The 25,819-nt window shown below is 63.9% G+C and carries 27 protein-coding genes; 17 read left to right on the top strand and 10 right to left on the bottom strand.

What is annotated here, in order from left to right:
- Positions 1-48 precede the first annotated feature (48 nt).
- Positions 49-1,959: a potassium transporter Kup gene (locus ABD928_RS01025; RefSeq protein ID WP_425569650.1), complete on the top strand. Its 1,911-nt coding sequence runs from the start codon at positions 49-51 to the stop codon at positions 1,957-1,959.
- A gap of 9 nt (positions 1,960-1,968) precedes the next feature.
- Here the strand turns inward: ABD928_RS01025 and ABD928_RS01020 are convergent, their stop codons facing one another.
- On the bottom strand, positions 1,969-2,742 hold the full coding sequence (locus ABD928_RS01020; protein ID WP_187714101.1) for a hypothetical protein: 774 nt from the start codon (positions 2,740-2,742) through the stop codon (positions 1,969-1,971).
- 131 nt (positions 2,743-2,873) lie between these two features.
- Between ABD928_RS01020 and ABD928_RS01015 the strand changes: the two genes are divergently transcribed.
- A complete protein-coding gene (locus ABD928_RS01015) occupies positions 2,874-4,250 on the top strand; it encodes an RNB domain-containing ribonuclease (protein ID WP_187714100.1) in 1,377 nt (458 codons plus the stop codon).
- 207 nt (positions 4,251-4,457) lie between these two features.
- Here the strand turns inward: ABD928_RS01015 and rpoD are convergent, their stop codons facing one another.
- Together rpoD and dnaG are read right to left on the bottom strand one after the other, a co-directional pair.
- The gene (gene rpoD, locus ABD928_RS01010) at positions 4,458-6,509 is read right to left on the bottom strand and encodes an RNA polymerase sigma factor RpoD (RefSeq protein WP_187714099.1); all 2,052 of its coding nucleotides are present in this window, start codon (positions 6,507-6,509) and stop codon (positions 4,458-4,460) included.
- Between the two features lie 12 nt (positions 6,510-6,521).
- Complete coding sequence (gene dnaG, locus ABD928_RS01005; protein ID WP_345165230.1) at positions 6,522-8,372, bottom strand: DNA primase; 1,851 nt, start codon at positions 8,370-8,372, stop codon at positions 6,522-6,524.
- A gap of 245 nt (positions 8,373-8,617) precedes the next feature.
- Here dnaG and ABD928_RS01000 point away from each other — a divergent pair, with 245 nt between their 5' ends.
- The gene (locus ABD928_RS01000) at positions 8,618-8,998 is read left to right on the top strand and encodes a hypothetical protein (protein WP_187714098.1); all 381 of its coding nucleotides are present in this window, start codon (positions 8,618-8,620) and stop codon (positions 8,996-8,998) included.
- A 52-nt stretch (positions 8,999-9,050) separates the two neighbouring features.
- On the opposite strand, the gene ABD928_RS00995 is transcribed toward ABD928_RS01000, so the two are convergent.
- Complete coding sequence (locus tag ABD928_RS00995; protein ID WP_345165227.1) at positions 9,051-9,503, bottom strand: GatB/YqeY domain-containing protein; 453 nt, start codon at positions 9,501-9,503, stop codon at positions 9,051-9,053.
- Positions 9,504-9,623: 120 nt separating this feature from the next.
- Here ABD928_RS00995 and carA point away from each other — a divergent pair, with 120 nt between their 5' ends.
- From carA to ABD928_RS00965, 6 genes are all read left to right on the top strand, one after another.
- On the top strand, positions 9,624-10,793 hold the full coding sequence (gene carA / locus ABD928_RS00990; RefSeq protein ID WP_345165224.1) for a glutamine-hydrolyzing carbamoyl-phosphate synthase small subunit: 1,170 nt from the start codon (positions 9,624-9,626) through the stop codon (positions 10,791-10,793).
- Between the two features lie 68 nt (positions 10,794-10,861).
- Entirely contained in the window at positions 10,862-11,110 is a 249-nt protein-coding gene (locus ABD928_RS00985) for a hypothetical protein (protein WP_187714097.1), read from the top strand.
- Positions 11,107-11,385, top strand: a complete 279-nt coding sequence (locus ABD928_RS00980) for a hypothetical protein (RefSeq protein ID WP_345165222.1) — start codon at positions 11,107-11,109, stop codon at positions 11,383-11,385. Before ABD928_RS00985 ends, ABD928_RS00980 begins: the two co-directional genes overlap by 4 nt.
- Positions 11,385-14,729, top strand: coding sequence for a carbamoyl-phosphate synthase large subunit (carB, locus tag ABD928_RS00975; RefSeq protein ID WP_345165220.1), 3,345 nt, complete (start codon positions 11,385-11,387; stop codon positions 14,727-14,729). Before ABD928_RS00980 ends, carB begins: the two co-directional genes overlap by 1 nt.
- A gap of 84 nt (positions 14,730-14,813) precedes the next feature.
- Positions 14,814-15,293, top strand: coding sequence for a transcription elongation factor GreA (gene greA, locus ABD928_RS00970; RefSeq protein WP_187714095.1), 480 nt, complete (start codon positions 14,814-14,816; stop codon positions 15,291-15,293).
- A gap of 14 nt (positions 15,294-15,307) precedes the next feature.
- Positions 15,308-15,934 carry a rhomboid family intramembrane serine protease gene (locus tag ABD928_RS00965; protein WP_187714094.1) on the top strand — a complete coding sequence of 209 codons (627 nt, stop codon included), beginning with the start codon at positions 15,308-15,310 and terminating at the stop codon, positions 15,932-15,934.
- Here the strand turns inward: ABD928_RS00965 and ABD928_RS00960 are convergent.
- Genes ABD928_RS00960 through ABD928_RS00940 form a run of 5 tightly spaced genes read right to left on the bottom strand, consistent with a single transcriptional unit; the run spans position 15,931 to position 17,851 of the window.
- A complete protein-coding gene (locus ABD928_RS00960) occupies positions 15,931-16,167 on the bottom strand; it encodes a DUF4170 domain-containing protein (RefSeq protein ID WP_187714093.1) in 237 nt (78 codons plus the stop codon). The two genes, ABD928_RS00965 and ABD928_RS00960, sit on opposite strands and share 4 nt — an antisense overlap.
- A gap of 50 nt (positions 16,168-16,217) precedes the next feature.
- Positions 16,218-16,637, bottom strand: coding sequence for a hypothetical protein (locus ABD928_RS00955; protein WP_345165215.1), 420 nt, complete (start codon positions 16,635-16,637; stop codon positions 16,218-16,220).
- The gene (locus ABD928_RS00950; RefSeq protein ID WP_187714091.1) at positions 16,634-16,978 is read right to left on the bottom strand and encodes a DUF3618 domain-containing protein; all 345 of its coding nucleotides are present in this window, start codon (positions 16,976-16,978) and stop codon (positions 16,634-16,636) included. The genes ABD928_RS00955 and ABD928_RS00950 overlap by 4 nt, the downstream gene beginning before the upstream one ends.
- Positions 16,975-17,328, bottom strand: coding sequence for a phage holin family protein (locus tag ABD928_RS00945; RefSeq protein WP_187714090.1), 354 nt, complete (start codon positions 17,326-17,328; stop codon positions 16,975-16,977). Before ABD928_RS00945 ends, ABD928_RS00950 begins: the two co-directional genes overlap by 4 nt.
- Before the next feature lies 1 nt (position 17,329).
- Positions 17,330-17,851 (bottom strand): hypothetical protein, encoded by a 522-nt coding sequence (locus tag ABD928_RS00940; protein WP_345165211.1) that lies wholly within the window; start codon positions 17,849-17,851, stop codon positions 17,330-17,332.
- A 140-nt stretch (positions 17,852-17,991) separates the two neighbouring features.
- Between ABD928_RS00940 and eno the strand changes: the two genes are divergently transcribed.
- The 8 genes from eno (at position 17,992) to ABD928_RS00900 (ending at position 24,481) form a co-directional block, all read left to right on the top strand.
- Positions 17,992-19,281, top strand: a complete 1,290-nt coding sequence (gene eno / locus ABD928_RS00935) for a phosphopyruvate hydratase (protein ID WP_187714088.1) — start codon at positions 17,992-17,994, stop codon at positions 19,279-19,281.
- 99 nt (positions 19,282-19,380) lie between these two features.
- Complete coding sequence (locus tag ABD928_RS00930) at positions 19,381-19,662, top strand: FtsB family cell division protein (RefSeq protein ID WP_223276166.1); 282 nt, start codon at positions 19,381-19,383, stop codon at positions 19,660-19,662.
- 146 nt (positions 19,663-19,808) lie between these two features.
- Positions 19,809-20,267, top strand: a complete 459-nt coding sequence (locus ABD928_RS00925) for an SH3 domain-containing protein (protein WP_187714086.1) — start codon at positions 19,809-19,811, stop codon at positions 20,265-20,267.
- A 146-nt stretch (positions 20,268-20,413) separates the two neighbouring features.
- A complete protein-coding gene (gene pdhA, locus ABD928_RS00920) occupies positions 20,414-21,421 on the top strand; it encodes a pyruvate dehydrogenase (acetyl-transferring) E1 component subunit alpha (protein ID WP_187715877.1) in 1,008 nt (335 codons plus the stop codon).
- The gene (locus ABD928_RS00915; protein ID WP_187714085.1) at positions 21,421-22,851 is read left to right on the top strand and encodes a pyruvate dehydrogenase complex E1 component subunit beta; all 1,431 of its coding nucleotides are present in this window, start codon (positions 21,421-21,423) and stop codon (positions 22,849-22,851) included. Before pdhA ends, ABD928_RS00915 begins: the two co-directional genes overlap by 1 nt.
- Positions 22,814-23,497, top strand: coding sequence for an isoprenoid biosynthesis enzyme family protein (locus ABD928_RS00910; RefSeq protein WP_345165203.1), 684 nt, complete (start codon positions 22,814-22,816; stop codon positions 23,495-23,497). The genes ABD928_RS00915 and ABD928_RS00910 overlap by 38 nt, the downstream gene beginning before the upstream one ends.
- Positions 23,498-23,700: 203 nt before the next feature.
- Positions 23,701-24,000, top strand: coding sequence for an EF-hand domain-containing protein (locus tag ABD928_RS00905; RefSeq protein WP_345165200.1), 300 nt, complete (start codon positions 23,701-23,703; stop codon positions 23,998-24,000).
- Between the two features lie 61 nt (positions 24,001-24,061).
- Positions 24,062-24,481, top strand: a complete 420-nt coding sequence (locus ABD928_RS00900) for a BLUF domain-containing protein (RefSeq protein WP_187714083.1) — start codon at positions 24,062-24,064, stop codon at positions 24,479-24,481.
- Here the strand turns inward: ABD928_RS00900 and trmFO are convergent.
- On the bottom strand, positions 24,478-25,809 hold the full coding sequence (trmFO, locus tag ABD928_RS00895; protein ID WP_345165196.1) for a methylenetetrahydrofolate--tRNA-(uracil(54)-C(5))-methyltransferase (FADH(2)-oxidizing) TrmFO: 1,332 nt from the start codon (positions 25,807-25,809) through the stop codon (positions 24,478-24,480). The two genes, ABD928_RS00900 and trmFO, sit on opposite strands and share 4 nt — an antisense overlap.
- Between the last annotated feature and the right edge of the window lie 10 nt (positions 25,810-25,819).

Genomic DNA, 25,819 nt, shown 5'->3' with positions numbered 1-25,819 from the left:
ACGGAATCCACATGGAATCTTTATGCCCTCAGACCTCACCTTCGGGGCATGGCTACTCTTACGGAAACGCCGGCCGTCGCGCCGGAATCAGCACACGAGGCACAAACCCACTCGCTCCCGATGCTCATGCTGGGCGCGATCGGCGTCGTTTACGGCGACATTGGCACCTCGCCGCTCTACGCGATGAAGGAAAGCTTCCTCGGCGCGCATCCGCTCGCGGTCGACAGGCTGCACATCTTCGGGGTGCTCAGCCTGATCTTCTGGTCGCTGATGCTGATCGTCACGATGAAATATGTCCTGGTCGCCATGCGGGCGGACAATAAGGGCGAAGGCGGGTCCTTTGCTCTTCTGGCGCTGATCTCCCGAAACCTTGGCGACAAGAAATGGGCGAGCGGCCTTGTCACTCTCGGCGTCCTCGCCACAGCACTGTTTTACGGCGACGCCATCATCACACCGGCGATTTCCGTTCTATCAGCCGTCGAGGGGCTTACGGTTGTCGAAGCGTCGTTCGCTCCATTGGTGGTTCCGATTGCCGTTGTGATCCTGATCGCACTTTTCCTGGTGCAATCGCGTGGAACCGCAAAGGTGGGCCTCATCTTCGGCCCGGTCGTCCTCATCTACTTCGCCGCGCTCGCTGTTCTGGGCGTTACCAACATTGCCCAGCACCCCGACATCATCGGCATCGTTAGCCCGACTTGGGCGGTGAAGTTCTTCCTCTACGATCCGAAGCTGGCGTTTCTAGCGATGGGCTCGGTTTTCTTGGCAGTGACGGGCGCCGAGACGCTCTATGCGGACATGGGCCACTTTGGCCGCAAGGCCATCGGCGTGTCGTGGCTGACACTGGTCTATCCTTGCCTGGTGCTGAATTACATGGGGCAGGGCGCGCTGTTGCTCAGCAATCCCGCGGCCGCGGAAAATCCCTTCTTCATCATGGCGCCCGAGTGGGCGCGGCTTCCGCTGGTGGTCATTGCTACCGCAGCGACGATTATCGCCAGCCAGGCGGTCATCTCGGGAGCATTCTCCGTTACCCATCAGGCGATCCAGCTGGGCTTCCTGCCGCGCCTGCATACCACGCATACCAGCGCCAAGGCGGCCGGCCAGATCTATATCCCTGCGGTCAACTGGACCTTGCTGGTAATGGTCGTGCTGCTCGTTATCGGCTTCGGTGCCTCGACCAGGTTGGCGGCTGCCTATGGCATTTCCGTCAGCGGCACGATGCTCATCACCACGGCCATGCTCGCCGTGCTGATCTTCCAGGTGTGGAAATGGAATCGCGCGCTGGCCTTCTGCACCATCGGCCTGTTCTTCGCGGTGGATGCGATCTTCTTCGCCTCGAACATCACCAAGATCGCCGACGGCGGCTGGTTCCCGCTGCTGGTCGCGTCCGTTATCTTCACGGTGCTGACCACCTGGGCGACGGGCCGCGCCCTCATGCGCCGGCGGCTGGAAGAAGACACCATTCCGATGGAGGTGTTCATCAAGTCGGCGGCGTCCATCCACCGGGTTCGCGGCACTGCGGTTTTCCTGTCGACCTCTCCGAATTCTGTCCCGTCGGCCCTGCTTCACAATCTGAAGCACAACCAGGTTCTCCACGAGCGAGTCCTGATTCTCAACGTGAAGGTCGAGGACATCCCGCACGTCCCGCAGAAGAAGCGGATCGAGACTCACAAGGTCGGCAACTGGTTCTACAGCGTGATCCTGCACTATGGCTTCATGGAGGAGGTCGATATTCCCGCCGATCTTGCCAACGTTCAGACCTGTGGCGAGCCGTTCAACATGATGAGCACGAGCTTCTTCCTCGGAAGGCAGAAACTGATCGCGACAAAGGAGCATCCCGGAATGGCCCTTTGGCGCGAGCGGCTGTTCGCCTGGATGATGAAGAGCTCCGAAAGCGCGATGGAATTCTTCAAGCTCCCGACCAACCGCGTCATTGAGCTTGGCAGCCAGCTGAGGATTTAACGGAGCGCCTTATTCGATCGCGACTGCGGAGTGCGTGTAGGTGATCTTGATCCTTACCCACTCGCCGATTAGCGGGCGGCCGTTCTTGATCGGAGGCTTCACCCGGAACTGCCAAGCCGCCTGCCGGACCGCGCTCGCGAGGTGTGAGCCGCGCGGGTAATTCTCCAGCTCGATGCAATCGTCGACGCGGTTTTGCGGGAGCGTCTTGCAGGCGATCAGCCCGTAGCCGTCGGGCGCGTTGGGCGGGAGGTAGCCGTTGAGCTCCGCGTGCGTCGGCTTGCGGGCCCAGTCGGCGGCGTACATCACGTCCCCGTTCGGGCCTCGGCCGACGGCTTCGGAGTCTCCCTCACCGGATTTGCCGGAACCGGCGCCGCTGTTGCTGACGGTCGGAATGCCGCGGATATCGGCGGCGGCCATTTCCTGCTTCGTCATCGGGATCAGGTCGAGCGGCTTTTCGACGGCGATCGGCGGCTTGATCGGGAGGATGTGCGGAAGCGGCGGGCGCGGCTTCGCGGCCTGCTTCTGCACCTTCGGCTGCGGCGCCTTGCTGGAGGAACTGGGCGATTCGGACAGCGTAACGACGAGAGTATCGGAAGGCTTCAGCGGCGGTCCTCGCTGGATGACGCCGATGCCGAGGAGAACGAACAGAATGACGAGATTGATCGCCACCGCGAGCGCGATGCCCGACGCGCGCTGGCGAAGCGGCGTTTCGTCTTGCGCGGAGCGGAGGCGATAGGAGGACAGGGTCGATGGTCTTGGCTGGTGCGTCGCTGGAACGGCCACTAGCCTGTTCAACCTTGAACCGCGAGTGAAAGCCGCTCTTCACCCGCACATTCCGGCTGCTAAGGGGTGCCGCGTCCTTGCGGGAGGCGGGCGAAGTCATGGCGACCATCAAGTTTTCGGCTGACTGACGCTTGCGGACGATCGTCGATCGCGATTGCCTGCTTGGGCACGGCCTGGCGCTGATCCGCCAGCAGTTTCAGCTGCCTGGCGACTTCCCGGCCGATGTGCTGACCGAGGCGAAAGCCGTCGCGCGGCGGCCGATCGGCGAGCATGCAGACGCGACGCAGGTCGATTTCGTCACGCTCGACCCGGCGCAGTCGCGCGATCTCGACCAGGCGTTCGCGATCGAGCCGGCGGGGAGCGACCTGCTGCTCCACTATGCGATCGCCGATGTCGGCTGGTTCGTCGCGCCGGGCAGCGCGCTCGACCGCGAGGCGTGGGTGCGCGGGACATCCTATTATTTGCCCGACGGGAAGGTGCCGCTGTACCCGCCGATCCTGTGCGAAGGCGCAGTGAGCCTGTTGCCGGACGGCGAAAGAGCGGCGGTCGTGTTCACGGTGCGGGTCGACCCGGCCGGAGAGGCGAAGCTCGACGGGGTAAAAAGGGCGCGCATCCGCAGCCGGGCCAAGCTGGCGTACGAGACGGTCCGCGAGGACGAGCTGCCGGCGGGCTTTGCAGAGCTAACCGACCGGGTCGAGGCGGCGGAGCTGGCGCGGGGCGCGGCGCGGGTCGAACCGCCGGAGCAGGAGGTCGTCCAGGACAACGGCCACTTCCAGCTGCAATTGCGGCCGCAAAGCTGGGCGGAGCGGAAGAACGCGGCCCTGTCGCTGGCGACCAACCTGGCGGTGGCCGACGCGTTGCTGCAGGCGAAGACCGGCCTGTTTCGCACCATGGGCAAGCCGCAGGACTGGGCGGTGAAGCGGCTCCGCCATACGGCGAGGGCGCTCGGCCTCGACTGGCCCAAGCCCGAGAGCCTGGAGCAATTGGAGCGGCGGCTCGACCCCGAACGCCCGGCCGACGCGGCGATAATGCTGGCGATCCGCCGCGCAAGCCCCGCCGCCGGCTACGAGCCGTACCGCGAGGGCGCGAAGCCGTGGCACGCGGCGGTCGCGGCGACCTATGCCCATGCGACGGCGCCGCTGCGCCGGCTCGCCGACCGGTACGTGGTGGAAGCCGCGCTTGCGGTCGCCAACGGACAGCCGGTCGCGGACCCGGGCGTGTTCGAGCGCCTGCCGGACGTCATGCAGAAGGCGGACGCCTTGTCGGGACAGATCGCCCATGCGGTAATCGACCTGGCGGAGGCGGTGGTCCTGACCGGCCGCGAGGGCAGCACGTTCGACGCGGTGGTGACCGACGTGGACGAGCGCGGCGCGCGCATCCAGAGCTGCTCCCCCGCGATCGTGGCGCGGATCAAGACCGACGGACTGAAGCCGGGCGACGCACTCCGCGTCCGCCTGGACAGCGCCGACGCGGAACGGCGCACCGTGCAATTTTCGATAGCGAGCTGACCGAATGGTCCCAATGTTCGCACTGACGGAGTGGTTTTCGCGGGCGGGAAGAGCGCGGCGTCTGCATCCGCGATCTTAAGGCACAGCCCTGGCGCTGTAGGACAGCGAAAAGCGAGGGCGGGTTGGGAAGCGCAGTGCCTTCATCGTAGAGAACGCGATGCCGTTGTGAGATGACAGCGCAAGTTCTGATCGAAACGTGCAGCTAATTCACTGATCCAGGAAGCTCCGCATTTTCCGGCTCCGGCTCGGATGCTTCAGCTTCCGCAGCGCCTTCGCTTCGATCTGCCGAATACGCTCGCGAGTAACCGAGAACTGCTGCCCGACCTCTTCCAGGGTGTGATCGGTATTCATGCCGATGCCGAAGCGCATGCGAAGCACGCGCTCCTCACGCGGGGTGAGTGACGCCAGCACGCGGGTGACGGTTTCCTTGAGGTTCGACTGAATCGCCGCGTCCACCGGGATGACGGCGTTCTTGTCCTCGATGAAATCGCCGAGGTGGCTGTCTTCCTCGTCGCCGATCGGCGTTTCGAGGCTGATCGGCTCCTTGGCGATCTTCATCACCTTGCGGACCTTTTCGAGCGGCATCGAAAGGCGCTCGGCGAGCTCCTCCGGCGTCGCTTCGCGGCCGGTCTCGTGCAGGAACTGGCGGCCCGTGCGGACGAGCTTGTTGATCGTCTCGATCATGTGGACCGGGATGCGGATGGTCCGCGCCTGGTCGGCGATCGAGCGGGTGATCGCCTGCCGGATCCACCAGGTGGCGTAGGTCGAGAACTTGTAGCCGCGACGGTACTCGAACTTGTCGACCGCCTTCATCAGGCCGATGTTGCCTTCCTGGATGAGATCCAGGAACTGCAGGCCGCGGTTCGTGTACTTTTTGGCGATGGAGATCACGAGGCGGAGGTTGGCCTCGACCATCTCCTTCTTCGCGATGCGGGCCTCGCGCTCGCCCTTCTGCACCATGTTCACGATGCGGCGGTATTCGGGGAGCGAAGTGCCGACCTGCTGCGCGATCGCGCTGATGTCGGTGCGGATGCGCTCGACGCTGTCGGCTTCGGCGGCGGCGAAGGCGGCGAACTTCTTGTCGATGCCGGCGGCGCGGTCGAGCCAGCCGTCATCGAGCTCATTGCCCGTGTAGCTGTCGAGGAAGGCGCGGCGGGGCACGCGGTGCCGCTCGGCCAGGCGCAGCATCTGGCCGCCGAGAGCCATCAGGCGGCGGTTGTGGCTGTAGAGCTGCTCGACGAGATACTCGATCTTGGCGCCGTGGAACTGCACGCTCTCGACCTCGGCCGTGAGCTGCTCGCGGAGCTTCTGGTACTTCTTCTCGTCGGCAGCGGGGAATTCGGCGCCGGTCTGGAGAGCGTCGAGGCGCGCGGCCTGGAGCTTCGAGAATTTCTTGAACAGCGAGGTGATGGCCGCGAACTTCTCGAGCGCCTGGGGCTTGAGCTGCTCTTCCATCTGGGCGAGCGAGAGAGCGTTCTCGTCGTCGTCCTCCTCGGCCTGCGGCTTGGTCCGCCGCTCGACCATGTCCTCGTCGTCCTCGTTCGCGCCCTCTTCGGGCTCGTCGGCGACGTCTTCCTCTTCCTTGATGGTGGGGCCGGCGGTCTTCTCGCTGATCTCTCCGCCTTCGCCGCCTTCCTCGCCTTCCTCGCTCTCCGCGATCTGCTCGGCGGTCGGACCCTTCGACAGCATGGCTTCGAGATCGAGGATCTCGCGCAGCTGCATGCGACCTTCGTTCAGGGCGTTCGACCAGTCGATGATGGCGTTGAAGGTCATGGGGCTTTCGCAAAGGCCCCAAATCATGATGTCGCGGCCCGCCTCGATGCGCTTGGCGATGGCGATTTCGCCCTCACGGGAGAGCAATTCCACCGCGCCCATTTCGCGCAGGTACATGCGGACCGGGTCGTCGGTGCGGTCGACGGCTTCCTTCTTGGTCGCGGCGGCAGGGCGGGGGCCGCCGTCGTCGAGGGGATCGACCTCGTCCTCGGCGGAATCCTCTTCCTGCTTGTCCTCGTCGTCGTCCGAGGCCTCGTCGTTCTCGACGACGTTGATGCCCATGTCGTTGATCGCGGACATGATGTCCTCGATCTGCTCCGAGGACATCTGGTCCTGGGGAAGGGCCTCGTTCAGCTCATCGATCGTGATGAAGCCGCGCTTCTTCGCGCGGGCGATCATCTTCTTGATCGACGCGTCGTTGAGATCGATCAGCGGTGCATCGCCGCTGTCCTGCGTCTCGGTGTCTACTGCTTCGTTTTTCGCCATTTGTGCCGCCGCTTAGTCACTGCCGGCGAGAGACGCCAGCCGCTCCTTGATTCCCTCACGCTCGGAGTGCAGCCGGAGCTGCTCCTCAAACGCATCCTCTTCGCCGTCCTTCAACCGCTCGGTCGCAGCCGCAAGGGCCGCGCCGATCTCCCCGTCCGCCATCAACGCGTCGATGGCGATCCCGAGGTCGCGCACAGCCCTTTCGGGCGCCGTGTCGCTTCGGGTGAAGGAAAAGGCCATTGTCCCAGTCCTGCGCGCTCGCTCGAGGTCCGGCGCAGTTCCACTGTCGCGCAATATGGTAGCAAGTCGCTCTCGATCAAGCTTTTCCCCCGAAACTGCCGCATCGACCAACTTGTCGCGCAGGCGGGCGAGGGGCGTTCCGGCGATTGGCAGGGACGCGAGCTGCTCGCAATGGTCCTGCAAGCTTTCGGGAAAATTGGCGAAACCGATGATGAGGGCGCGGGCGTGCTCGTCATCAATGCCGCCGCGGCTGATGCGCTTCATGACATCGCCGGGGCGCTTTTCGGGGGGCACGAAGCGGCCGCCTTGCTTCTTCCACTCGCGCCGGGGTGCGGGCGAGAATTGCTGCTGCGGGCGGACGAGCTCGTTGAAGCGGCGGAGCCAGTCCTCGCGGTAGAGGCGCGACAGGGCCTGGTCGCGGATGGCCTGCGAATGCTCGATCAGGCGCTGCCGAAGGCCGGCGCGGGCTTCGGGCGTCGTGAGAGGCTGGGCGGCGAGCTCGTGGCGCCAGAGGCGATCGACCAGCGGCTCGGGCTCGGCGAGGAGGCTTTCGAGGGCTTCGCGGCCGCCGCTGCGGACGACGTCGTCGGGATCCTGCCCGGCGGGAAGCTCGACGAAGCGAAGCGTGCGCTCGGGGGCGAGGAGCGGCAGAGCGCGGGAAGCGGCGCGGATGGCGGCCTTCTGGCCGGCGCTGTCGCCGTCGAAGCAGAGGATCGGGTTGGGATCGAGCCGCCACATGCGTTCGAGCTGGGCTTCGGTGACGGCGGTGCCGTTGGGCGCGACAGCCTCCGCCACGCCAGCGCGGTCGAGGGCGATGACGTCCATGTAGCCTTCAACGACGATCAGGCGCCTGGCCGAGCGGGTGGCCGGGCTGGCGAGGTCGAGGTTGTAGAGCGTGCGGCCCTTGTCGAAGAGCGGCGTGTCGGGCGAGTTCAGATACTTCGGCTCGCCTGCGCCGAGGATGCGGCCTCCGAACGCGATCACTCTGCCGCGCGCGTCGCGGATGGGGATCATCAGCCGGCCCCGGAAACGGTCGTAGGTCTCGCCGCCCTTGAACTCATTGGGGTCCGGCTTGATGAGCATTCCGGTTTCGACGAGCTTGTCCTCGCCGAGGTGCAGTAGAGCGCTTTTGAGCTTGTTCCGCCCTTCTGGCGCGAGGCCGATGCCGAAGCGGGCGACCGTTGCGGGTCCGATGCCGCGGTTCTTGAGGTATTCGCGCGCGTCGGCGCCGTCGACGCCGGCGAGCTGCTCGGCAAACCACTTCTGGCATGCCGCCATGACGTCAGTCAGCGAGGCGGTGCGTTCGGCGCGCTCGCGAGCCTGGGGATCGGGAGCAGGGACTTCGAGTCCGGCTTTTCCGGCAAGCTCCTTCACCGCATCCATGAAGGGCAGTCCGCGGGCGTCTGTCAGGAAGCGGATGGCATCGCCGTGAGCTCCGCAGCCGAAGCAATGGTAGAAGCCCTTTTCGTCGTTGATGGTGAAGCTGGGTGTCTTCTCGTTGTGGAACGGGCAACGCGCCTTCCACTCGCGACCGGCGCGGAGCAGCTTCACCGACGGCGAGATGATCGCCGACAGCAAAGTCCGGGCGCGAAGCTCGTCGAGAAAGGCTGGACTTAAACTCATGGACGGCGGGATTTTTCTCGCATTCGACTCGGCGCGCCGCAAGCGTTTGCGACGGAATTATCCACAAGTGCGAGTCGGCGCTCAGGGACGGATTCCCGCGGTGAATTTCTGACCGCTCCCGTAACGACCGGATTCTGAACGATTCATTCCGCTGAGAAATGCGGCGAAACAGGGTTAATCTTTCCTTGTTCCGGCGACCGCAAAGGAGAGATCGCAGGCCGGGACATTTTGAGGGGGGAAATATCATGATCAACAAGGTCGGCGGGCTTGCCCGCGTGCTTTACATACTTCTCGCAATCGTGGCGGCTTTCGTTCCGCTCGGCGGGCTGAATGTCGCGTTGGTGCTTCTTGTACTCGGCCTGATCGCCGGGCTTTCCATGCCGCGCGAAAGAATGGTGCTCGCGGGAGTCATCCTGATCGCGCTTCCGATCGTCGGAACGGCGCTTGGCACTTTGCCGGCGATCGGCGCTCAGCTGGCGGCAATTACGGTCAATCTGCAAATAGCGCTGGCCGGTGCAATGGCGACGGCAATCGCGATGCTCTGTTACGACCTGGTGATGGAAGGTGTCGGCGGAATGACCGGCACCGGTGCGGCCACTGGCGGAAGCGCCGCGGCGGCCAACTAGAAAGAACGATCCAACTGAGGCTCCGTCGCACTCCTGCGGCGGGGCCTTTTTCTCAGGCGAGCGCGGCGCGGACCATGGCGCTGGCACGAGCGGGATCGATCTGGCCGGCCAGCCGCGCTTTGACCTCGCCCATCACCTTGCCCATGTCCTTCATCCCCGATGCGCCCGTCTCGGCAATGATTGCCTGGATGGCGGCACTGGCCTCATCGTCGGTCATTTGCTTGGGCAGGAATCGCTCGATAACGGCGATTTCCGCCTCTTCGGTCGCGGCCAGCTCCTCGCGATTGCCCTTGCGGTAGAGATCGGCGGACTCACGCCGCTGCTTGATCATCTTCTGCAGGACTTCCGTCACGACCAGGTCGTCGTCGGGGGTCGAGCTCGACGTGCGCAGCTCGATATCGCGGTTCTTGAGAGCCGACTGGATGAGGCGAATCGTGCCGGTCGCGGCCTTGTCGCCGCCCTTCATGGCGGTCACCAAAGCGGTCTTGATGTCGTCGCGGATCATGCGGAGAGCACTAGCTGTGGATTTTGGCCCTTACCAGCGTTGACCCGGCGCGCATATGTGCCTAGCGGAAATGCCTTAGCGACATCGCTGCAAAACTCTTGACGGAAGGCTCTTTCGCCCATGGCCGACGCTCGACCCTTGTCCGCGCCTCAACCGAAGGGCGCGACGGGAGTCGTGGTCTTCGCCGATGGCCGGGTCGTCTGGGGCAAAGGCTTCGGCTCAGAGGGCGAGCAGGTCGGCGAGCTGTGCTTCAATACCGCCATGACCGGATACCAGGAAGTGATGACCGATCCTTCCTATGCGAAGCAGGTCATCGCCTTCACCTTTCCGCACATCGGCAACGTAGGAGCCAATGACGAGGACGTCGAGGCGGCGGACGCGCACGCGCTGGGTTGCCTGGTGCGCGAGGTCGTCACCGAGCCGAGCAACTACCGCGCCAACGAGGGCTTTGCGGACTGGATGCGCAAGTATGGGCGCATCGGCATTTCCGGCGTGGATACGCGGGCGTTGACGCGCCTCGTGCGGCAGGAAGGCCCGCCGACGGTCGTCATCGCGCACAACGCCAATGGCGAATTCGACGTCGAGCGGCTGCAGAAGTTGGCGGCGGACTGGCCCGGCCTCGAAGGCATGGACCTCGCCAAGGACGTCAGCAGGCTGCAGGTCGAGCGTTGGACGGGTGGCCGTTGGCAGTGGGGCGAGGGCTATGAGCTTGGCGGTGAGGACGAGAGTCGGCCGCACGTCGTTGCGGTCGATTATGGCAACAAACGCAACATCTTCCGCAACCTTGTTGAGGCCGGTGCCCGGGTGACGGTAGTGCCGGCGACGGCGACCTTCGACGAGATCATGGCGCACAAGCCGGACGGATTCTTCCTGTCCAATGGGCCGGGCGATCCGGCAGCGACGGGCGAATATGCGGTGCCGGTGATTCGGCAGATGCTGGAGACGAAGAAGCCTTTGTTCGGCATCTGCCTTGGCCACCAGATGCTGGCGCTCGCGGTTGGCGGGAAGACGAGCAAGATGTTCCAGGGCCATCGGGGCGCCAATCATCCGGTGAAGCGGCTGTCGGACGGGCAGGTCGAGATTACCAGCATGAACCACGGCTTCGCGGTCGAGCGCGAAGGCCTTCCGGAGAATGTCCACGAAACGCACGTGTCGCTGTTCGACGACAGCAATTGCGGGATCGAGTTGACCGACCGGCCGGCATTCAGCGTGCAGTATCACCCGGAGGCGAGCCCGGGGCCGATGGACAGCTTCTACCTGTTCGAGAAGTTCGTCGGGGCGATGAAGTGAGCAAGACGGCCGCGGCGATCATAATTTGTGCTTTTTGCATCTCTTGCGAGCCGGCGCCGGCAACGAAGATGACGCTCCATGACTTCCGCCAAGCCGAGTTGGACAGGATTGCGGATAAGTGCGGGATTGCTCGAAATACGTTCGATTTGCGCGGCGATGAAGAGCTGCACATGAAGCCGGACGTGAACGAGGCCTACGAACGCGTAGATTGCGCTCTGCGTGGAATCAACGAGAGCAAGATCCCGTTCAAGTTGGGCCTCGTGGGGAACGAAGCCTACATAACTGGAAACGTGGCTCTCGATGGAAATGTCGAATGATCTGGGGTCGCCGGTCATTGGTATGCGCTGGCGTCACCATGTCTCTGAGTGCTTGCGCTACCGCGCGTTTTCACACGCAGGCCGAGCTAAACGACGTCGGCCAGAGCTGCGGTCTCGCGCTTGGTGAGCTATTCCAGGATGAGAGCGAAAAGCGGCTTATCTTCCTGTTCCGTCCGGACTCCACCCCTCAAGAGCGTGACTGTGTCGCCAAGTTCGCTCGCAAGAACGGGCTGAAGGCCGTCTTCGTCAACGCCGTCAACTTTCCAGCGAGCTGATGCCAAAACGCACCGACATAAACTCGATCCTCATCATCGGCGCCGGCCCGATCGTCATCGGCCAGGCGGCCGAGTTCGACTATTCGGGAAGCCAGGCGGTCAAGGCCCTGAAAGAAGAGGGTTATCGGGTCATCGTCGTCAATTCGAACCCGGCGACGATCATGACCGATCCGGAGCTGGCGGATGCGACGTACATCGAGCCGATTACGCCGGAATTCGTCGCAAAGATCATCGAGAAGGAAAAGCCGGACGTCGTCCTTCCAACCATGGGCGGGCAGACGGCGCTGAACACGGCGCTGGCGCTGGCGAAGGACGGGACACTGGAGCGACTGGGCGTCGAGCTGATCGGCGCGAACGCCGAGGCGATCGAAAAGGCCGAGGACCGTCAGAAGTTTCGCGATGCGATGGACCGCATCGGGCTGGAGAGCCCGCGATCGGCGATCGTGCACTCGATGGATGAAGCGGTCGCGGCGCTGGAGCAGGTCGGGCTACCGGCAGTCATTCGACCGAGCTTCACGTTGGGCGGGACAGGCGGCGGCATCGCCTACAATCGCGAGGAATATGAGGCGATTGTCCGCGGCGGGCTCGAAGCCTCGCCCACCACCGAGGTGCTGATCGACGAAAGCCTCGTCGGTTGGAAAGAATATGAGATGGAAGTCGTGCGCGACCGCGCCGACAACGCCATCATCATCTGCTCGATCGAAAATATCGACCCGATGGGCGTCCACACGGGCGATTCCATCACCGTTGCGCCCGCACTGACGCTGACCGACAAGGAATATCAGCGGATGCGGTCAGCATCGATCGCTGTCCTCCGCGAAATCGGCGTCGAAACAGGCGGTTCCAACGTCCAGTTCGCGATCAATCCGAAGACCGGGCGAATAGTCGTGATCGAGATGAACCCACGCGTTTCGCGGTCGTCGGCGCTCGCATCCAAGGCCACCGGCTTCCCGATCGCCAAGGTCGCGGCCAAGCTGGCGGTTGGGTATACGCTCGACGAAATCAGGAACGACATCACCGGCGGCGCGACCCCGGCGAGCTTCGAGCCGACGATCGATTATGTGGTGACCAAGATCCCGCGCTTCGCATTCGAGAAGTTCGCGGGCTCGCCGGCGCTGCTCAGCACCTCGATGAAGTCGGTGGGCGAGGTGATGGCGATCGGCCGCTCGTTCGCCGAGAGCCTGCAGAAGGCGTTGCGGGGGCTCGAGACGGGTCTGTGCGGGCTGGACCGCCTAATGCAGTACGACGGGGTCGATCCGGTCGTGATCGAGAATGCGCTGGCCAAGGCGACGCCCGACCGGCTTCTGGTCGCAGCGGAGGCGCTTCGCCAGGGCTTCACGGTCGAACGGATCGCGCAGATCGCCGGTTTCGACCCTTGGTTCCTGCAGCGGCTGCAGGAGATCGTGGATGCGGAGGCACAGGTCCGGCGCGATGGCTTGCCGCAGGATCCGGCGGAGATGCGCCGGTTGAAGGCAATGGGCTTTTCCGATGCGCGGCTGGCGCAGCTGGCGCTCCGCTCGGCGCGTGTCGACCGCGAGATGAGCGAGATGATCGCCGGCGGTTCCGGCATCATGCACGACGCGCTGAAGCACATGACCGGCGGCGTAACCGAGGCGGAGGTGCGCGCGCACCGGCTGAAGCTTGGCGTTCGTCCGGTTTTCAAGCGCATCGACAGCTGCGCGGCCGAGTTCGATGCGGCGACGCCTTACCTCTATTCGACCTATGAGGCGCCGCTGTTCGGCGAGCCGGAGGACGAGGCCGAGGTTAGCGACCGCAGGAAGGTCATCATCCTGGGCGGCGGACCAAACCGTATCGGCCAGGGCATCGAGTTCGACTATTGTTGCTGCCACGCCGCCTTCGCGCTTGGCCGCGACGGGGTTGGGCTGGAGACCGTCATGGTCAACTGCAACCCGGAGACGGTTTCGACCGACCCTGACACCTCGGATCGCCTCTATTTCGAACCGCTGACGGCGGAAGACGTGCTGGAAATCGTCCGGCGCGAGCAGGGAAAGGGGGAACTGCTGGGCGTGATCGTCCAGCTTGGCGGGCAGACGCCGTTAAAGCTGGCGGCCGACCTGGGAGCGGCGGGGATTGCGATCCTCGGCACCAAGCCGGATTCGATCGACCTCGCGGAAGATCGCGAGAGGTTCGCGCAACTCGTTGACAAGCTTGGGCTCAAGCAGCCCGCGAACGGTCTTGCCCGTAGCCGCGAGGAAGCGATCCAGGTGGCGTCGCGCATCGGCTATCCGGTGCTGCTGCGTCCGTCCTACGTGCTTGGCGGGCGCGGCATGGAGGTCGTCGAGGGGCCGGAGCAGCTCGACCATTACATCGCGACCGCCGTTGCCGTGTCGGGCTCGAGCCCTGTGCTGATCGACCGCTATCTTCGCGATGCGATCGAGGTGGACGTCGATGCCATATCCGATGGGGTCGACGTCGCGGTGACCGGCATTCTGCAGCACATCGAGGAGGCTGGTGTGCACTCCGGCGATAGCGCCTGCTCGATCCCGCCGCGCAGCCTGTCCGATACGGTCGTGAGCGAGATTGAGCGGCAGGCGCGGGAGTTGGCGCTGGCACTAGGCGTGCGGGGCCTCATGAACGTGCAGTTCGCGGTCAAGGACGACGAGGTCTACCTGATCGAGGTCAATCCGCGCGCCAGCCGCACCGTGCCGTTTGTTGCGAAGGCCATCGGGCGGCCGATCGCGAAGATTGCGGCGCGGGTGATGGCCGGGGAGGCGCTTGCCGACCAGGGCACCATCGATCGCGATATCGGCCATGTCGCCGTCAAGGAATCGGTATTTCCCTTCGCGCGCTTCCCCGGTGCCGACCCTGTGCTCGGACCAGAAATGAAAAGTACCGGCGAAGTCATGGGAATCGATAGCGAATTCGACCTTGCATTCGGCAAGGCCTTGATCGCAGCCGGGATTGTCCTGCCGAACAGCGGGACGGCATTCGTGTCGGTGAAGGATGCCGACAAGGACAACATCGTTCCGGCAGTCGAGAAGATGATCGAGCTCGGCTATTCGATCATCGCGACCGGCGGCACCGCCGACCACCTGTCGTCGAAGGGGCTGGCGGTCGAGAAGGTGAACAAGGTTGCGCAAGGGCGGCCGCACATTGTCGACAGGCTGATGGACGGTGACGTGCAGGTAGTCTTCAACACCACCGAGGGCTGGCAGTCGATGAAGGACAGCTACTCCATCCGCTCGACGGCGCTGACGCGTAAGGTGCCTTATTTCACGACTGCTGCCGGAAGCCTTGCAGCCGCGAGGGCGATTGAGGCGTTGAGGGGGCACGCGCTTGAAGTCCGCTCTCTCCAATCCTATTATTCTGCCTCCAAAAACTGACAACCACCTGACAATCCGCCTGGCATCGCGAACCCTGAGACGGGCGCGGCGGGCGGCGTTTTGAAAGAGGAAAGGCCGAAAACAATGGCGAGTGCCGAAAAGGTACCGATGCTGGCCGAAGGTCATCGCAAGCTGAGCGAGCAGGTTCGTCAGCTGAAAACCGTGGAGCGCCCGGCGGTCGTGGAAGCGATCGAAGCGGCTCGCGCGCATGGCGACCTCTCCGAGAACGCCGAATATCACGCCGCCAAGGAGCGCCAGGGCCAGATCGAGGCGATGATCGCCGACATCGACGATCAGCTCAGCCGGGCAATGGTGATCGATCCGACCACGCTTTCCGGCGACAAGGTGGTGTTCGGTGCCACCGTCACCCTCCTCGACGAAGACGACAAGAAGGTTCGCTACCAGCTTGTCGGCCAGGTCGAGGCGGATGCGAAGGATGGGCGGATCAGCTACAACTCACCGCTCGGCCGCGCCCTCATCGGCCGTCAGGCTGGCGAGGAGGTCGAGGTCTCGACGCCATCGGGCGATCGCTACTACGAGATCAAGAAGATCGAGTTCCTCTGAGCGGTTCCGCGCTGATGCGCTACCCACGCACTGCTACCGCCGTTATTTCGATCGTCACGGTCGCCGCCTGGCTCCTTGCTGAGCTGGTCGATCCGAACGGCAGTGTCGATCTGCTGCTTGGTGTCATCCCCGCACGATTGAGCGAAGTCGTCCAGGTCGCATCGCCGGTGCCCGCGTGGTTGACGCCGCTGACGGCGACACTTGTGCACGGCGGACTTCTCCACGTCGCGGTCAACGTGCTGATGCTGGTGTGGTGCGGGACGCAGGTCGAGCGGGTACTGGGCCTCTGGCCGATGGTGCTGCTTTACGTAGTTGGCGCCTACACGGCCGCGATCGCGCAGTGGATGGTCGCCCCGCTTTCAACAACCCCGATGATCGGCGCCAGCGGTGCGATCAGCGCCGTCATTGGCGCTTTCGCCTTGAGCTTCGGTCAGCAGAAAAAGATTGTCGCGTCGCCAAGCCTCAATCGGTCGCTCAATGCCCTGTGGCTGCTCGCGGCGTGGATCGTCCTGCAGGTCATGAGCGGAATGCTCGCCGGAACGCAGGGCTACCTGCTGGCGACACCAGCGCACATTGGCGGGTTCATCGCCGGATTGCTGCTTCAGCGCCCGCTTCTGCTTTGGCGTTACCGGAACGCCTAAGCCGCTGAGGCCGTGCTGCCGTCGCTCTCCGGTTCGAGCAGCCGGTGGAGGTGGACGACGACGTACTTCATCTCTGCATCGTCAACAGTCCGCTGGGCACGGCCGCGCCAAGCCTCTTCGGCCTCGGCATAATTATCGAACAGGCCGACAAAATCGATTCCGTTCAAATCGACGAAATCCAGGCCGCGCGGATCTTTCACGCGACCGCCGAACACGAGGTGAAGCTTGCTCATCGGCGGGCCGCTAGCAGGATTCGGGCCTTATGCGAACCGGCCTCAGGGCCTCATTCCTTGCCGCGGACGCTACCGATCGCGGCCTGACCTGAGGCCTTCGCGGCATCGCTGAACCCCTGGAAGATGGAGCGGATGGTGTCCGATCCCTTTTCGCGGGTGAGACCGAGCTCATCGAGCCTGCCCTGGCCGGCGTCCTTGGCGGCCTGCACCGCGACACGCGCCGTCTCCCTGGCGCGATCGGTGACCGGCTTCAGGAGTCGATCCTCGGTCCGCGTCCTCGGCAGGAGTGCCGCGATGGCAGCCCCGGCAGCGAGCCCGGCCGCGAGCACGAGTAGCGGGGCCTCTTCGAGAGATTCGCCGGCGCGACGCCCGGCATTGCCGACGCGATCGCGGGCATTCCCATAGGCTTCGATTGCGCGTTGCCGAGGAGTCGAACGCTCCGTTTCGACGCTGGAGCGATTGTCCGTCATGCACTTTTCTCCGTGGATTGGGTCTTGGACGCGGTCTTTCGGTTCGTCTTCTTGCGGACGCCCTTGGTCATCTTACCCGCGAGGTCGACCAACGGTTCCCTCGCGAGGAACAAGGCGATTGCGGCCACCACGCCGGTCACGGCAACGGGCCGCTTCCGAACGGCGTCCACAGCAGTTTCGGCGAGGTCAGCGCCCTTGTCCTTGGCATCTTGCCACACGTTTGAGGCGAGCGTGCCGGGACTGACGCGGTTCTGTAGGCGCTGGGCCGTGTCCATCAGCTGGGACCGGGCACGTTCCGCCTGCAGCTTGGCCGCTGTCATGTCCGTGGTCTCGCCGATCATAGATCCCGCCGAAGACGCATCATGCCGTACCAACCGAGCCCGCCTGCAATCGCCGCGAACAGAAGGCAGGCCACCAGCCCGCCAGCCAATGGGCCGATGAGAGTGGCCAAGCCATTGGCGATTCCGACAACGAGGGCAACGAACGCAGCCAATGCGAACAACACGGCCACCCCGAACAGGATCGCCGGCAGCTTGAGGGCATTGGCCTTGGCCGCAGCGATCGCTTTGACATAGTCGAGTTCCGCCAGGGCATAGGCCTTGCCGTCCTCGATGAGCTCATGGACGAGCAAACCGATCGGACGATCGCTGTCGTCCGTGGCAGGATCATGATCCGACGGCGTCTTAAGCACCTTAGCCTTCTTCGTTCTCATTCCGGGTGCTGAAGCCGGACTTCAGCAGTCGGGCGACCACGAAGCCGACGATGGCAGCGCCCGCGACGGCGATGCCGGGGCTGTTGCGGACAAAGTTGCGCGTATCCTCGATCAATTCGTCGGGGTTCTTCGACGCGATATTGTTGGCGGTGCTCTCTATCGCGGAGGCTGCGCGGCGCGCATAGTCGCCATACTCCTCGCCTAGACGCTCATCGAGGCCATCGGCGGTATCGCCGACCAGCTTGCTGACGTTGGAAAGGGCCTCGGCGGATCGCTCAAGCCCCTGGCTGACGAACCCGCGAGCGCGGTCGCCGGCCTCATCGGACAAGCGCTCTCCGCCGTCGCGCAGCCGCTTACGCAGATCGGTTGAGCCGGTGTCGCGAGTCGCCGGCACTTGGGTATCAGTCAACAATTCGTTCTCCGTGCTCAATTCGCCGCCATCCGATGCTCCGGCGATGATCGTGTCGGTGCCTTCCGGAAGGTCGGTCCTGTTGTCGCCCATTGCGAGTTCTCCTTTTCCAACCTCAACCCTGCAGCCTCTGTGTCGTTCCTGTGCGCCAAGCTGAAAGTTGCACGGCCCGACGCGCCGGATATAGGTGCAGCGCGCACCTAAATCATTACGCTTCCGCAAGAAGGATTTCCATGACCGCTATCGTCGACGTCCATGCCCGCCAGATTCTGGACAGCCGTGGCAATCCGACTGTCGAGGTTGACGTCACTTTGGAAGACGGGAGCATGGGCCGGGCTGCCGTCCCTTCGGGTGCCTCGACCGGTGCCCACGAGGCGGTTGAGCTTCGCGATGGCGACAAGAGCCGCTGGGGTGGAAAAGGCGTCGAAAGGGCCGTCCGGGCGGTCAACGGAGAGATCGCCAATGCCGTCGTCGGGATGGAAGCCGAGGACCAGGCCGATCTCGACCGCACGATGATCGACCTCGACGGGACCGCGAACAAGGCGCGGCTGGGCGCCAACGCCATTCTGGGCGTGAGCCTGGCGGCGGCCAAGGCGTCGGCCGATGCGCTGGGCGCGCCGCTGTACCGCTATGTCGGCGGGGTCAGCTCGAACGTATTGCCGGTGCCGATGATGAACATCGTCAACGGTGGCGCTCATGCCGACAATCCGATCGATTTCCAGGAATTCATGGTCATGCCGGTCGGCGCTCCGACCTTTTCGGAGGCGCTTCGTTGCGGCACCGAGATCTTCCATGCGCTGAAGGCCGCACTCCACAAGGCAGGACTGGCGACGGCCGTCGGCGACGAGGGTGGATTCGCCCCGAACATCGCGTCGGCGCGCGAGGCGCTCGATTTTATCCTCAGGTCGGTCGAATCAGCGGGCTACAAGCCCGGGAGCGACGTGGTGCTGGCGCTGGATTGCGCATCGACCGAGTTTTTCAAGAACGGCAAGTACGAGCTCGAAGGCGAGGGACGGAGCCTCAGCCCGATGGAAATGGCGACGTATCTCGCTGAGCTTTCGGATGCCTATCCGATCGCTTCCATCGAGGACGGGATGGGCGAGGACGACATGGAAGGATGGAAGTATCTGTCCGACATGATCGGTGATCGCGTTCAGCTCGTTGGCGACGATCTTTTCGTAACCAACGTGAATAGACTCGCACAAGGTATTGAAAACGGGATCGCAAATTCGATTCTCGTCAAGGTCAACCAGATTGGGACTCTGACCGAGACCATAGATGCCGTCAGGCTTGCGCAGACGTCCGGGTATACGGCGGTGATGTCGCACCGTTCAGGCGAAACCGAGGATTCGACGATTGCCGACCTGGCGGTCGCGTTGTCCTGCGGGCAGATCAAGACTGGCAGCCTGGCGCGGTCGGACCGCACAGCCAAGTACAACCAGTTGCTCCGGATCGAGGAAGAGCTTGGCGATTCAGCGCGTTACCCGGGGATTGCGGCATTGAAGGCATACAAGCCGGCCTAATCCACAGGATTATCCCCCAAAGGGTTCTTTTCTCTTGCCTTCATGACTCCATCGTGATTCTTAAGACCGATGGGTGGGGGTCAACGCAGTTTCGGCTTGATGCGTAGGGTGTTTTGGCCCGCGCTTGCGCTGATCGTTGTCGGCAATTTTGCCGGCTATGCTGTTGCCGGCCCGAATGGCCTTCTCGCATGGGGCGGGTATCACCGCGACCTTCAGTCGAGAAAGGCCGAGCTGGCCCGCCTCGAAGCGGAAAAGGCGCAACTTCGGCACCGCTCCGCTTTGCTCGACCCGCGCAAGGCGGATCCGGACATGGCGGACGAGCTGGTCCGCCGCGATCTCGGCCTGGTCCGGCCTGACGAGGTCATCGTTCCGCTGAATTGACGGCGGCAGCGCTCTTCCTTCTCGGTGCGTCATTGTTTGGTTCGACGCGCCTGCCTCCGGTCGATGAATGCGCGGCCGACCCATCTTTCGTTGCCTTTCGCAGCGGCGTGATCGCTGCAGTTGAAAAGCGAGACTTCGATGGCTTGATGCTGCTGGTCGACGACCGCGCGCTGGTGGATTTCGGCGGCGGCGAGGGTAAGGACGCCTTTCGTTCTGCCTGGGAGTTGGGCTCCGCAGGGCAAAGCAAGGTCTGGGACGAGCTGAAAGAGGCGCTGTCGCTCGGCTGCGCGCTTCGGGAAAGCGTGGCGGTTGCACCGTCATTCCCGTCGCAGCTCGATCCTGATGCCGACATGTTCGAATCCGCGCTCGCGGTTCATCCGGGCGCGCTGGTCAGGGACAAGGACGGTAAAGCGCTCGGCAAGCTTGATTGGGAGGTGGTCACGGTGATCGAGCTTCCCGAGCAGGGCGATGCCCGGATTAAGCTTGCGGACGGGCGCGAGGCCTATGTCGCGCCGGGCGATCTTCGCAGCGCGGCCGACTACCGGCTGACGATGGAAAGGAAGTCGGGCGCTTGGAAGATCACGGCCTTCGTTGCCGGCGACTGACGCCATTGCCGCTTGAAGCGGTGCAACCTATAGACGCGCCGCTCATTCGATTGGCGCGATAAAGAGGATCAAGCGTGGCGCGTTCCGCAAAGTCTGTCCCGAGCAAGGGCGAGGGGCCGAAAGCCGCTGCAGGCGCAGCACCGCAAATTCCGAACCGGGAGCGTCCCCAAGACCCCAAGCGTTTCAAGGCGACAAAGGACCAGCTGCTTCAATTCTATCGGGAGATGCTGCTTATCCGCCGCTTTGAGGAGCGCGCGGGACAGCTCTACGGCCTCGGCCTGATAGGCGGCTTCTGCCACCTCTATATTGGCCAGGAGGCCGTCGCGGTCGGGCTCCAGTCGGCAATGACGGTCGGCAAGGACAGCGTCATCACGGGCTATCGGGATCACGGCCACATGCTCGCCTACGGCATCGATCCGAAGGTGATCATGGCCGAGCTGACGGGTCGTGCCGCGGGCATCTCCAAGGGCAAGGGCGGCTCGATGCACATGTTCAGTGTCGAGCATGGCTTCTACGGCGGCCACGGCATCGTGGGGGCGCAGGTTTCGCTGGGCACCGGCCTGGCGCTGAAGCACCAGTACAGCGGCGATGGCGGCGTCTGCCTGACCTATTTCGGCGACGGCGCGGTCAACCAGGGCCAGGTCTACGAGAGCTTCAACATGGCTCAGCTGTGGGACCTTCCGGTCATCTACGCGATCGAGAACAACAAATATGCGATGGGGACGAGCATCGAGCGCTCGTCTTCGGAGCCGCTGCTCTACAAGCGAGGCGAGAGCTTCCGGATCCCGGGCATCCAGGTCGACGGCATGGACGTGCTGGCGGTCCGCGGCGCGGCCGAAGTTGCGCTCGAATGGACGCGCAGCGGCAAGGGTCCGATCATCATCGAGTTCCTCACCTATCGCTATCGCGGCCATTCGATGTCCGATCCGGCCAAATACCGGACCCGCGAGGAGGTCCAGGACTATCGCGAGCATCACGACCCGATCGACCGCGCCGCCAAGGAGCTTGAGACGATGGGCGTGACGGAAGAGGAGCTCAAGGCGATCGACAAGGAAATCAAGGACATCGTCGTCGAAGCTGCCAAGTTCTCGGAGGAGGCGCCGGAGCCCGAGGTCAGCGAATTGCATACCGACGTGCTGGTGGAGACCTACTGATGGCGACCGAGCTCAAAATGCCGGCGCTGTCGCCGACGATGGAAGAGGGCACGCTCGCCAAGTGGCTGGTCAAGGAAGGCGACGACGTGAAGTCGGGCGACATCCTCGCCGAGATCGAGACCGACAAGGCGACGATGGAATTCGAGGCCGTCGACGAGGGCAAGATCGCCAAGATCCTCGTTCCGGAGGGCACCGACGGTGTGAAGGTCGGTCAGCCGATCGCTCTACTCGCCGCTGACGGGGAAACCGTCAGCGACACGCCCGCGCCACCGCCTGCCCCCGAAACAGCACCGGCGCCCGAGCCGAAGGATGCGGACGAAGTCGATGTTCCGGCTTCGCAGCAGGCGGAGGGACTGCCGACGCCGCACGTGTTCGACACGGCCGCTCGCGACCTGGTTGCCGATGTCGCCAACACCGTGGACGAGCCGGAAGTGCCGGAAGGGACACCGCTGGTCAGCACTACGGTCCGCGAAGCCCTTCGCGACGCGATGGCCGAGGAAATGCGCCAGGACGAACGGGTGTTCGTGATGGGTGAGGAAGTCGCTCAGTATCAGGGCGCATACAAGGTCACCCAGGGCCTGCTCGACGAGTTTGGACCCAGGCGGGTGATCGATACGCCGATCACCGAATATGGCTTCGCGGGCCTTGGGTCGGGCGCCGCGATGGGCGGCCTGAAGCCGATCGTCGAGTTCATGACCTTCAACTTCGCGATGCAGGCGATCGACCACATCATCAACTCGGCCGCGAAGACGAATTACATGTCGGGCGGCCAGATGCGCTGTCCGATCGTGTTCCGCGGCCCGAATGGTGCGGCGGCACGGGTCGGCGCGCAGCACAGCCAGAACTACGGTCCATGGTATGCCAGCGTTCCCGGACTGATCGTGATCGCGCCGTACAGCGCGGCAGATGCCAAGGGTTTGCTGAAGGCAGCGATCCGTAGCGAGGACCCGGTTGTCTTCCTCGAAAACGAGCTGCTCTACGGCCAGCATTTCGACGTTCCGCAGATGGACGATTACGTCCTGCCGATCGGCAAGGCGCGGATCGTTCGACCGGGCAAGGACGTGACCATCGTCAGCTATTCCATCGGTGTTGGCGTGGCGCTGGAGGCGGCGCAGGAACTGATGGGGCAGGGCATCAACGCCGAGGTCATCGACCTGCGCACCTTGCGCCCGCTCGACAAGGCGACGGTGCTGGGAAGTCTCAAGCGTACGAATCGCCTCGTCGTCGTCGAAGAGGGCTGGCCAACCTGTTCGATCAGCTCCGAGATCATGGCGATCTGCATGGAAGAGGGCTTCGACGACCTCGATGCGCCTGTCATGCGGGTAACGGATGTCGACGTGCCGCTGCCGTACGCTGCCAATCTCGAGAAGCTGGCGCTGATCAAGGCATCGGATGTCGTCGCTGCCGCAAAGGCCGTCTGTTACCGCTGACGAAGAGCTAGCGGCGGCGATCGGAGCCGATCGCGCGCTGGTGCTGCGACATGTGCCGGATGACGTCAGGACGCCGCTGGAGGCGCTATTCCAGCTGGACTCCGCGATGGGCGACGTCGTTGCCCGGGCGACGCAGCCGGCGCTGGGCGCTGCCAAGCTGGCCTGGTGGCGCGAGCGACTGGCGGATCTCGACCGCGGAAAGGTGCCTGCCGAACCGAAGCTGAAAATTGCGGCGAGCAGCTTGCTGCCAAATGGCATCGGCGGCGCCAGTCTCGCGGAGCTCGAGGATGGCTGGGCGACCCTTCTGGAGGAAGAAGTCGACCCCGGGCGCGTTGCCGCCAGGGGCAGCCTGCTGTTTCAGCTCTCCGGCCAGCTGTTGGGAGGCGACGATGCGCTGCTTGCAGAAGCGGGCGCCCTCCATGCCCTGGTCTCGGTCGGCCGCCGCGGCGTGCCTGAGTTGCTGATTCACGCGAGAGGTCCCGCAACGCGTCTCAAGGCTCATCGCTTTGCAAGGCCGCTGCGACCGTTGACTTCGCTTGCCAGGTTCGCCGCCCGCGACCTCAAAGCCGGCGCGCCGTTCGAGCCGGAGGGAAGCCCGCCGCGGCTGGCAGCAATGCTCCGCCATCGGCTGACGGGGCGCATCTGACGCGTTGACAGGGCGACGGGCGGCGGCGAGTTTGCCGATGCCGAATCTCCTAGTGTTGAAGGAGTATCGCCTTGGCGCGTTTTCTAGCCGGGGCCGCGGCCTGTTTTTTGCTCCTGACCGGGGCCTTCCTCTTCTGGCAAAGCCGCGCCGCACAGACACCCGAATTTGCAGCGCCGCCGCCGCCCCAAAACCCCGGACCTGGCATGCTGGCGTTGCCGAAGCCGCCAGAGGCCACGGCGAAGAGCCGCGAGGAGAAGCGCTTCTCCCGAGCGGACAAGGACAAGAATGGTAGAATTGAGCGGGAGGAAATCCTCGGAAGCCGGCGCAAGGCGTTCGCCAAGCTCGACACAAACGGCAATGGCACACTTTCGTTCGAGGAGTGGGCGGTGAAGTCGATCGAGAAGTTCGGCGTCGCCGACAAGGATCGATCCGGGTGGCTGACTTCGGCCGAATTTGCGACGACTGCCCCTCCTCCGCCGAAGAAAAAGCGCTGTTCGTGTTAATTCCGTCTTCAACCCGACGTTACTGGCTTGAGGCGGCCTGAAATGCACCTATCGCCCAGGCATGCAGTTGACGTCCGTAACGTACACAAGTCTCGCCCGTGCCAATCTTCCCCAAGCCGAACTTGAAACCATCCAGGAGTTGTCGCGCGCGCAGAATCGCGCTGCCGATATCACCGGACTGCTGGTCTTCAATGGAACGCATTTCCTGCAGGTCGTCGAAGGGCCGGAACGCGCGATCCAGGGCCTGATCGATCGACTCCGCCAGGATCCGCGCCATTCCGGATTTGAGATCCGTGATCAGCGCAAGGTCGTGAGCCGCAGCTTCCCCGACTGGCAAATGGAATTGATCCAGGTCGCGCCCAGCCTGTTCGAAGCGAGGGAAGCGATCGTCGATTGTCTTCCCGATACGGTCTCGGACGTGATCCACATGCGCCTGCTGCGCATGACCGAGTTGATCTCGACGATCAGCTTCCAGAACTAGACCGGCTCGACGGCACGCTGCCCGGCCTGCCAGGCCGCAAACCTCTCGCGTGCCCGGTCGGTATAGGCCTTCTTGCGGTCGGCCTTGCGGAAGCGTTCCGGGAGCGGCGGCATCAGGCCGAAATTGACGTTCATCGGCTGGAAGCTCTCTTCGTCAGCGCCGCCGGTGATGTGATTCAGCAATGCCCCAATCGCGGTCTCGGTCGGAAGCGGTGGCAGTGTCTCGCCGCGTAGCTCGGCAGTCGCGAACCGGGCGGCGATCAGGCCGACAGCCGCACTTTCCACATAGCCTTCGCAACCGGTGATTTGCCCGGCGAAGCGGATGTTTGGCTTCGAATTCAGGCGAAGCTGCTCGTCGAGCAGGCGAGGGGAGTTGATGAAGCTGTTGCGGTGGATGCCGCCGAGGCGGGCAAACTCCGCGTTCTCCAAGCCCGGAATGGTACGGAAAATGCGGACCTGCTCACCATGCTTCAGCTTGGTTTGAAAGCCGACCATGTTCCACAAGGTGCCAAGCGCATTGTCCTGCCGCAGCTGAACGACAGCATAGGGCCAGCGCCCGGTGCGAGGATTGTCGAGCCCGACGCCCTTCATCGGGCCGAAGCGAAGAGTCTCGACGCCACGCTCGGCCATGACTTCGATCGGCATGCAGCCTTCGAAGTAGGGGGTGTCCTTTTCCCAATCCTTGAACTCGGTTTTCTCACCATCGCGGAGCGCCTGGACGAAGGCCTCATACTGCTCCTTGTCGAGCGGGCAGTTGATGTAATCCTTCCCGCCCTTGTCCCAGCGCGCGGCCATCCAGCAGATGTCCATGTCGACGCTGTCGCGATGAATGATCGGGGCGATGGCGTCGAAAAAGGCGAGGGCCCCTTGTCCAGTCTCCGCCGCGATGGCTTCGGCGAGCTTCGACCCGGTGAGCGGCCCGGTAGCGAGGATCGTGGGGTGACCAGGTAGCGCGTCGACTCGTTCCCGGACCACGATGATATTGGGATGACCGGCAATTGCCCGGGTGACTTCGAGAGCAAATGCGTCGCGATCCACTGCCAGCGCGGATCCCGCGGGAACGCGGTGCTGATCGGCAGAGCGCATGATCAGCGAACCGAGTGTGCGCATCTCCTGGTGAAGCAAGCCGACGGCGTTGTTCTCGGCATCGTCCGACCGGAAGCTGTTGGAACAGACCATCTCGGCGAAGCGATCGGTCTCATGCGCAGGTGTCGTGTCGCCGCCGCCCCGCATTTCGGATAGGCGGACCTTCAACCCGGCTTCGGCAAGCTGCCACGCCGCTTCGGAACCGGCGAGGCCACCGCCGATGATGTGAATATCGAAAGGCATGCGGGCTGTT

It is taken from the genome of Sphingomonas daechungensis, assembly GCF_039543105.1.
GTDB lineage: Bacteria > Pseudomonadota > Alphaproteobacteria > Sphingomonadales > Sphingomonadaceae > Sphingomicrobium > Sphingomicrobium daechungense.
Note: the sequence above shows the minus strand (reverse complement) of the source record. Positions and strands in the feature narration are given on the sequence as shown.

What these genes read in the sequence shown, in the direction of transcription:
- ABD928_RS00960 (WP_187714093.1), bottom strand. Translation starts at nt 16,167, where the DNA reads ATGAGCAAGCTTCACCTCGTGTTCGGCGGTCGCGTGAAAGATCCGCGC.
- ABD928_RS01000 (WP_187714098.1), top strand. Translation starts at nt 8,618, where the DNA reads ATGATCAACAAGGTCGGCGGGCTTGCCCGCGTGCTTTACATACTTCTC.
- ABD928_RS00995 (WP_345165227.1), bottom strand. Translation starts at nt 9,503, where the DNA reads ATGATCCGCGACGACATCAAGACCGCTTTGGTGACCGCCATGAAGGGC.
- ABD928_RS00930 (WP_223276166.1), top strand. Translation starts at nt 19,381, where the DNA reads ATGCGTAGGGTGTTTTGGCCCGCGCTTGCGCTGATCGTTGTCGGCAAT.
- ABD928_RS00915 (WP_187714085.1), top strand. Translation starts at nt 21,421, where the DNA reads ATGGCGACCGAGCTCAAAATGCCGGCGCTGTCGCCGACGATGGAAGAG.
- ABD928_RS00905 (WP_345165200.1), top strand. Translation starts at nt 23,701, where the DNA reads ATGCTGGCGTTGCCGAAGCCGCCAGAGGCCACGGCGAAGAGCCGCGAG.
- ABD928_RS01025 (WP_425569650.1), top strand. Translation starts at nt 49, where the DNA reads ATGGCTACTCTTACGGAAACGCCGGCCGTCGCGCCGGAATCAGCACAC.
- ABD928_RS00980 (WP_345165222.1), top strand. Translation starts at nt 11,107, where the DNA reads ATGATCTGGGGTCGCCGGTCATTGGTATGCGCTGGCGTCACCATGTCT.
- ABD928_RS00965 (WP_187714094.1), top strand. Translation starts at nt 15,308, where the DNA reads ATGCGCTACCCACGCACTGCTACCGCCGTTATTTCGATCGTCACGGTC.
- dnaG (WP_345165230.1), bottom strand. Translation starts at nt 8,372, where the DNA reads ATGAGTTTAAGTCCAGCCTTTCTCGACGAGCTTCGCGCCCGGACTTTG.
- ABD928_RS00950 (WP_187714091.1), bottom strand. Translation starts at nt 16,978, where the DNA reads ATGATCGGCGAGACCACGGACATGACAGCGGCCAAGCTGCAGGCGGAA.
- ABD928_RS00940 (WP_345165211.1), bottom strand. Translation starts at nt 17,851, where the DNA reads ATGGGCGACAACAGGACCGACCTTCCGGAAGGCACCGACACGATCATC.
- ABD928_RS00925 (WP_187714086.1), top strand. Translation starts at nt 19,809, where the DNA reads ATGCTGCTGGTCGACGACCGCGCGCTGGTGGATTTCGGCGGCGGCGAG.
- greA (WP_187714095.1), top strand. Translation starts at nt 14,814, where the DNA reads ATGGCGAGTGCCGAAAAGGTACCGATGCTGGCCGAAGGTCATCGCAAG.
- ABD928_RS00985 (WP_187714097.1), top strand. Translation starts at nt 10,862, where the DNA reads ATGACGCTCCATGACTTCCGCCAAGCCGAGTTGGACAGGATTGCGGAT.
- carB (WP_345165220.1), top strand. Translation starts at nt 11,385, where the DNA reads ATGCCAAAACGCACCGACATAAACTCGATCCTCATCATCGGCGCCGGC.
- trmFO (WP_345165196.1), bottom strand. Translation starts at nt 25,809, where the DNA reads ATGCCTTTCGATATTCACATCATCGGCGGTGGCCTCGCCGGTTCCGAA.
- carA (WP_345165224.1), top strand. Translation starts at nt 9,624, where the DNA reads ATGGCCGACGCTCGACCCTTGTCCGCGCCTCAACCGAAGGGCGCGACG.
- eno (WP_187714088.1), top strand. Translation starts at nt 17,992, where the DNA reads ATGACCGCTATCGTCGACGTCCATGCCCGCCAGATTCTGGACAGCCGT.
- ABD928_RS00955 (WP_345165215.1), bottom strand. Translation starts at nt 16,637, where the DNA reads ATGACGGACAATCGCTCCAGCGTCGAAACGGAGCGTTCGACTCCTCGG.
- rpoD (WP_187714099.1), bottom strand. Translation starts at nt 6,509, where the DNA reads ATGGCGAAAAACGAAGCAGTAGACACCGAGACGCAGGACAGCGGCGAT.
- ABD928_RS00900 (WP_187714083.1), top strand. Translation starts at nt 24,062, where the DNA reads ATGCAGTTGACGTCCGTAACGTACACAAGTCTCGCCCGTGCCAATCTT.
- ABD928_RS00910 (WP_345165203.1), top strand. Translation starts at nt 22,814, where the DNA reads ATGTCGTCGCTGCCGCAAAGGCCGTCTGTTACCGCTGACGAAGAGCTA.